The sequence below is a fragment of the Amphibacillus sediminis NBRC 103570 genome, from assembly GCF_001552275.1.
GTDB lineage: Bacteria > Bacillota > Bacilli > Bacillales > Amphibacillaceae > Amphibacillus_B > Amphibacillus_B sediminis.
The window spans coordinates 1-6,228 of the sequence record NZ_BCQW01000052.1 but is presented as its reverse complement, the minus strand read 5'-3'; the positions used below and the strand labels follow the sequence as shown (position 1 = coordinate 6,228).

Sequence of the window (6,228 nt, the reverse complement as noted above, 5' to 3'; positions counted from 1 at the left end):
AATAGAGACTGTAGTATTATGTCGAATAATCATAGCTATGTGTGCTTCTTTATCAAAAGAAGTAATCATATAAATAAAAGAAATAGAAGGGAGTGTAACATATGGTTCGTCAACGTAGTGTAGCTATGGTCATTATCTTATCACTTTTAACATGTGGTATTTATACAATTATTTGGTATTATCAAGTATCAGAGGATCTTAGATATTTAACTGGAGATAACTCAATGCGGTGGTAAAACTATTCTGTTAATCTTTATTACTTGTGGTATTTATACGCTATTCTGGTACTACATTGTTGGTCAAAAGATTGCTGAAATACACCGTATGAAAAACATGTTAGTCAAAGATAATGGATTACTTTATATTGTGTTGTCCATTTTTAGTTTAGGTATTGTGGCAAATGCAATTGTTCAACATGATGTCAATCAAATCGTTTAATAGTAAGAACAATACTAGAATGGCTACAGGTTAGCTCTTTAATTGAGGATTGATGATATGAACATCTATTTGACTAAGTTAAATAAAAAAGTTTATCTTGGACTTTCTCTAGTTGGAGCAGGGATATTATATCTAAAAGTCCTTTCACCTAAATTTGGCATACATATTCCTTGCTTATTCAGATCAATTACGGGTCACTATTGTCCAGGTTGTGGGATGACCCGAGCAGCTTTGTCAATTTTGGATGGTGATATTTATCAGGCATTTAGGTATAATATGTTAGTCTTTATTCTCCTTCCACTTATGCTAGTCTATACGCTTATGGAAAGAAATGAAAAAACGAAGCAAAGTAAATTTTTAATGCTATTTATGCTTGTTCTTACCATTTTATTTGGTGTATTAAGAAATTTGAGTTTATTCAGTTGGTTAGCTCCGACAAAGATATAAAATAACTCAAGCCTAAAGAAATAAAACAGTTGCTAGAAGTTGTGAAAACCTACTCTTGGCAACTGTTTTATCTTTTCAGTAATTATAATCGTTTAGATTTAGAGTCGTTTCTTCACCCAATAAATAGCTTGTCACTTCTCTACCAATTACAGGTCCTGCTGTTAACCCTGTTGAACCAAGTCCATTTACAACAAAAACATTCTGTTTTACGAATCCCATATACGGCAATGAATCTCGAGTGAAAGGACGCAGACCTACGGCAACATAATGATCATTGATTATTGCTTCAGGAAAATAACGTTTTGCCTCTTCGAGTAAATAACGCTGATTCTCTATCGATGGAGCAAGATCAAATGAATCGGTATCCTCATGTGTTGTGCCGATGGCAAATGTATTAGGGCCTGTCTCTATCAAATACATAGGACCTAGTCCCATTACAACAGGTGTATGCTGACTAGTTAGATGGTGATTAAGTTTAAAGTGCAAGAGCTCTGCACGTTGGTGATACACCATCGGTGTTTGGAAAAATTCACCTGACCATGCTCCGGCTGTGTAAATGACCGTTCCTGTAAGCGTTGTAGGGGCTTGATCTTGATCAAACCATTTTCCTCCATAAAGTAATATCCCTTGTTTAAGCGCATCTAGCAGGCTCTCACCATTGATTTGTCCTCCGCCTTCAACATAAACGGCAGGATACTCATTCGTTAAGTGCGGATGGATAGCCTTGACTTGCTCTTTAGTTAGTTTTTTTACGGCCCCCATCTCAGGTGACCCCTCCTGTTTTGCAGATATGCGTTGAAAAGCAAGCTCTTGAATATGATCATCTTTAAAGAGGCAAATGGCGCCTTTTCGTTTATATCCCGTTGACCGTTTTGTTGCATTTTCTAACTCATCAATAAAATGTGGGTAGTACCGAGCACCTTCCTGTACGAGACGATACCATTTTTGGTTACGCCGTTGACTAACCCATGGACAAATAATTCCTGCTGAAGCTCGTGTTGCTTGTCCCTGATCTGAACGATCATAAACGGTGACAGAATAGCCCGCTTTTGCAAGGTGGTAAGCAATGGAGGCACCAGCAATTCCAGCACCAATAACAGTAAATTTCGACATATAACCCCTCCTAAACGTTTATTATAACGAAATCAAGGAGGATAGCAAAGCTCACAAATAGAAGTAGATAGTTAACTGAATCATGTCATGCTCATGTTGGATTACTTTTATATATGACTATATCTCCATTAGACTCTATGATAAAATAGAAATTCTATAATTTTGAATGGTTTTTAATTCTATCTTTCACACTTCTGTTATAATGATCGTATTGAAAAAGATAAAGTACATTGTGTGATGAGTCACTACTCATTAAATGGTAAGGACTTATTTGTTAGGAGGAAATATGGTGCAAGAGCTAAAAAGTGAAACTTATACAACTGAAATATATGATTTAGACAAGCGGGGTTCTGGCAGAGCTACGGTTTGGCGTGATACAGGACAAGTTAATCCCAAGAAGTTAAAGTTGAATATTCCCCAAACAATTCCTGGTGAAAAAGTAAGAGTAACCGTTGATCATCCAGATCGCAAATGGGCAAGGGTATTAGCAGACGATATTCTCGAGGCTTCCGATGAGCGGATCGATCCTGCCTGTCCTCATTTTGAGCGTTGTGGTGGTTGTGTTTGGCAGCACTGGAGTTATCAGGGACAATTAAAGAAAAAGACAGAAGAAGTTAAAAGACTTTTGACTGAACAAGGATTTGATTCAGGGCTAGTTCATGATGCAATCGGAATGACTGATCCGTGGCACTATCGTAATAAGATGGAATTCACTTTTGCATCAGATGGTAGACTTGGACTCCATGAACAAGGTAATTTCCGGGAAATTATTGAGCTGAAAACATGTTTAATTGCGGGAAAAGAAATGGTTGAAGCAGCAATGGAAGTTGCTGATTGGGCTAAAACACATCAGCTATCTGGCTATAATAAAGAAAAACATCAAGGTTTATTAAGACACTTAATGGTTCGACAATCCTTTCAAACAGGTGAGGTGATGCTTGGATTATTTGCCACTGAAGCGCCGGATCGAGAATTGTCAAAAGACTTAGTTGAACGGATAACGACTAAATTTGCATTTGTGAAAAGTCTGATGTGGTTTGAAAACCGTGATTGGGCCGATCGAACCCAAGCTGAACAGAGTCATATTTTAGCAGGACGTGATTATATTTATGATGAGATGCTCGGTTACCGATATCGTCTCTGGTTTGATACCTTCTTTCAAACAAATCCACAGCAGGCAGAACAACTCGTTAAATTAGCATTAGCTATGGCTAAGCCGAAGAAAAGTGAAAGAATGATTGATTTATTTTGTGGAGTTGGTACTTTTTCGTTACCTTTTGCTGATCAAGTTAAGCAATTAGTAGGTATTGAGATTGTCGAAAAATCAATTGAATCAGCAAAACGCAACGCGATCGACAATGCGATAGACAACACTTACTTTTTGGCTAAGGATGCTCGTCGTGGTATTGATCAAGTTCTTGAAAGTATCGGTGCTCCTGAGTTACTCTTGCTTGATCCACCTCGATCAGGAGCTGGCGGGAAGGTAATGCGTCGAATTGGGCGCGCACAACCTTCTCGAATTGTTTACGTCTCATGCAATCCTGAGACTTTGGCAACTGATTTAAAGGAGCTTGTACCATTTGGCTATCAATTATTGGAGGTACAGCCGGTTGATCTCTTTCCGCATACCGTACATGTGGAGTGTGTTTCACAGTTAGTTTTAAAAAATGATTGAGGGGATTTTTATAACCCCTCAACCTGTGCAAACTTGTAGTATATTTTAACCCCATCACTTTCAGTAACTTCAATCTTTTCAACAAAGCGTAATAACATCTCAGTTGTTAATGTATTGAAGTTCAAAAAAGTTTTTAGTTGTTCTAGATAGCAGGGATTTTGATAGTTGCCTTTTTCTCTCCTTTCACTGTAGCAATCGTTTTATGTGAGAGAATTGTTGCGAAAATTTATTGCAGATGGTGTGAGTTATTAGAAGTTTCCTAGCTCAACAGGTAATAATTTGGTAAAATACAGTATATTGGTAGAGTGCAGCTTTGAATGCGATTAAACGGTAATTTACGAAAGTAATAATAATGAAGGGATATGAGAGGAGAAAAAAGAATGATTTCTGAATTAACACAGAGCGATTTTCATAAATGTCTAGGAATAATAAATGAACAAGGACAATTAGAGGCTCAAGCAATCGTTACTGGAGTCAATCCTGGGCGTATTTTTGTAGATAATACTACTACACCAAAGTCTGGGCTTATTTGGTTAGGCAATAATGATGGTTTTATATTTATTGGAGATGAAAGTAATGAGAGATTTAACAAAGAATTGAATGATTTTATTGACCAAGTAATAACACCAGAAGCAAAAAGAATAGGGATAGAATGGTTTGAAATGGTAGGCAATCATCCAAAATGGAATAACACTATAGAATTGTTATTCAAACATCGCAAATTAGGAAGTTGGCTTCAAAGAGTTTATATGTTAAGAGAAGAGAATTATAGACATGAAAGGGTACCTATGCTTGAACAAGGATATAAGGTTCATAAAATTACCAAGCTTCTCTTTGAAAATAATAATAACTCAATAGAGAACATTGATTTTTTACACTCAAAAGTATTAGAGTTTTGGAGAACGCCCGATAGTTTTTTTGCTGAGGGGATAGGTTATTGTATTGTCCATAATAATGAAATTGTTAGCGTCTGTTTTTCGGGTTTTGTTTTTGAAAACATACATTGTATTGATATTGAAACTTTAGAAGCTCATCAAGGAAAAAAATTAGCTCAAAAGATTGCCCACAGTTTTGTAAAGGATTGTTTTGAGAATAATATGGTTCCTTACTGGGATTGTATGGAAGTGAATGAACCATCAATAGCAGTTGCCGAAAATTTAGGCTTTAGTAATATATTTAAATACTTAGGATATGAATTTTCATTTTAAACTCTGTCAAAAGTGAAATTTCAACAATATTCCAAGCATCATTAAAAAGACATTCATAGTTATTCTCCGTTTGCTACGCTCACTTCAGGGGCTTCGTTCCTCGCCCAGTTATTTGACGATAAATTATTGATAGTTTAATGTTAATATTTTGGCACTAATTCGAGGAAACATACCACCCCCTGTAAAGGGGATGGCGATATTTAGGACTAATTCCGAGGTATCTTCATGACATTCAACGTGCCTAGGTGCAGCTTTATCACGTATATTCTAAATAACTCTGTCATGCCACCAGCCAATGGCTCTGCGACGGTATAATTCTAGGGATACTCAAAAATTATGCGGTTATCACCGTCTAATGTTACTGCCACCGCTTATTAAACGGGCTAGTTTTTTACGTGTTCTCCTAGTTATAACCACGGACGATACTAATATGTTTTTATATTTTAAGCCACTCCATTACACTTCTTAGAGTGGCTTGTACATTTTTAACAGGAATTTATGTTGCTTACTGTGGATGCTGGTATAATCCAAATACTGATTACGCTTATGTAGAACCAGTTTGTACAATTCCTCAACATCGTGGTAAAGGGATTGGTAAAACATTACTTTTAGAAACTTTAAGAAGATGTTATTTCGAAGGTGCTAACAAAGCATACGTTATCTCCGACGAGCCTTTCTATAAGTCCTTAGGTTTTGAGCAACATTCTCATTATAAATTTTATTGGTACAAATAATCTTAGATTATAATTTTTTGATTGCCAGGTACTAGCGAAGGTTTTAATTAAACTAAAAAATATCATTAATAGTGCCAAGCAAACTTTTGATGCTAGTATAGTTTCATGGACACAACTTAGTTAAGTCTTTAAGATTATTACTAGGAGGTTGTGTCCAATGTCAAATCAAAAACACGGTAAACGTTACAATGATGATTTCAGAAAGATGGTTGTTGATTTATATTGTTCAGGTCAAACGGTTAGAGAATTAAGCAGCGAATATGGCGTTTCTGAAGTAACTATTTATGCATGGATTAAAAAATTCAATCCAGTAGAGTTAGAGGATGGTTCATCCGTTACTCCAGACGATTATGCAAACATGCAAAAAGAAATGCTTAAGCTACAACAGGAGAATGAAATATTAAAAAAAGCTATGGCCATATTCGCGAAAAAGTAAATGACACTAATGTTATTGAAATAATTAACCAAGAAAAAGAGCATTATCCTGTTCACACTTTGTGTGACGTACTTGGTGTACCTAGAAGCACGTATTATCAATCATTAACGACTTCCATCTCTAAGCGTAAGCTGGAAAATCAACAGCTGACTAAAGAAATCATACGAATCTACGCTG

Annotated in this window: 8 protein-coding genes and 1 pseudogene; 7 read left to right on the top strand and 2 right to left on the bottom strand. The window is 36.1% G+C overall.

All coding sequences use genetic code 11. The features are described from left to right. Nucleotides 1-101: 101 nt before the first annotated feature. The 3 genes from ASE01S_RS16300 to ASE01S_RS15145 all read left to right on the top strand — a co-directional run bounded on the left by ASE01S_RS16300 (nucleotide 102) and on the right by ASE01S_RS15145 (nucleotide 885). Complete coding sequence (locus ASE01S_RS16300) at nucleotides 102-236, top strand: DUF4234 domain-containing protein (RefSeq protein ID WP_245630402.1); 135 nt, start codon at nucleotides 102-104, stop codon at nucleotides 234-236. Nucleotides 237-324: 88 nt separating this feature from the next. Further along, nucleotides 325-438, top strand: a complete 114-nt coding sequence (locus ASE01S_RS16585) for a hypothetical protein (RefSeq protein ID WP_373277969.1) — start codon at nucleotides 325-327, stop codon at nucleotides 436-438. Nucleotides 439-495: 57 nt separating this feature from the next. Further along, entirely contained in the window at nucleotides 496-885 is a 390-nt protein-coding gene (locus ASE01S_RS15145; protein WP_067844360.1) for a DUF2752 domain-containing protein, read from the top strand. Nucleotides 886-960: 75 nt separating this feature from the next. Here the strand turns inward: ASE01S_RS15145 and ASE01S_RS15140 are convergent, their stop codons facing one another. Beyond that, a complete protein-coding gene (locus tag ASE01S_RS15140; protein ID WP_067844357.1) occupies nucleotides 961-1,998 on the bottom strand; it encodes an NAD(P)/FAD-dependent oxidoreductase in 1,038 nt (345 codons plus the stop codon). 289 nt (nucleotides 1,999-2,287) lie between these two features. Here ASE01S_RS15140 and rlmD point away from each other — a divergent pair, with 289 nt between their 5' ends. After that, nucleotides 2,288-3,673, top strand: a complete 1,386-nt coding sequence (rlmD, locus tag ASE01S_RS15135) for a 23S rRNA (uracil(1939)-C(5))-methyltransferase RlmD (RefSeq protein ID WP_157065247.1) — start codon at nucleotides 2,288-2,290, stop codon at nucleotides 3,671-3,673. A gap of 8 nt (nucleotides 3,674-3,681) precedes the next feature. Here the strand turns inward: rlmD and ASE01S_RS15650 are convergent. Further along, nucleotides 3,682-3,810 (bottom strand): annotated as a pseudogene (locus tag ASE01S_RS15650) (DUF4368 domain-containing protein); the annotation flags it as partial. Nucleotides 3,811-4,053: 243 nt separating this feature from the next. Here ASE01S_RS15650 and ASE01S_RS15130 point away from each other — a divergent pair. The 3 genes from ASE01S_RS15130 to ASE01S_RS15125 all read left to right on the top strand — a co-directional run bounded on the left by ASE01S_RS15130 (nucleotide 4,054) and on the right by ASE01S_RS15125 (nucleotide 6,051). Further along, a complete protein-coding gene (locus ASE01S_RS15130; RefSeq protein WP_067844351.1) occupies nucleotides 4,054-4,881 on the top strand; it encodes a GNAT family N-acetyltransferase in 828 nt (275 codons plus the stop codon). A 470-nt stretch (nucleotides 4,882-5,351) separates the two neighbouring features. Further along, nucleotides 5,352-5,615, top strand: a complete 264-nt coding sequence (locus ASE01S_RS15645; RefSeq protein WP_245630400.1) for a GNAT family N-acetyltransferase — start codon at nucleotides 5,352-5,354, stop codon at nucleotides 5,613-5,615. A 157-nt stretch (nucleotides 5,616-5,772) separates the two neighbouring features. Further along, nucleotides 5,773-6,051 carry a transposase gene (locus ASE01S_RS15125; protein WP_067844348.1) on the top strand — a complete coding sequence of 93 codons (279 nt, stop codon included), beginning with the start codon at nucleotides 5,773-5,775 and terminating at the stop codon, nucleotides 6,049-6,051. Nucleotides 6,052-6,228: the final 177 nt, after the last annotated feature.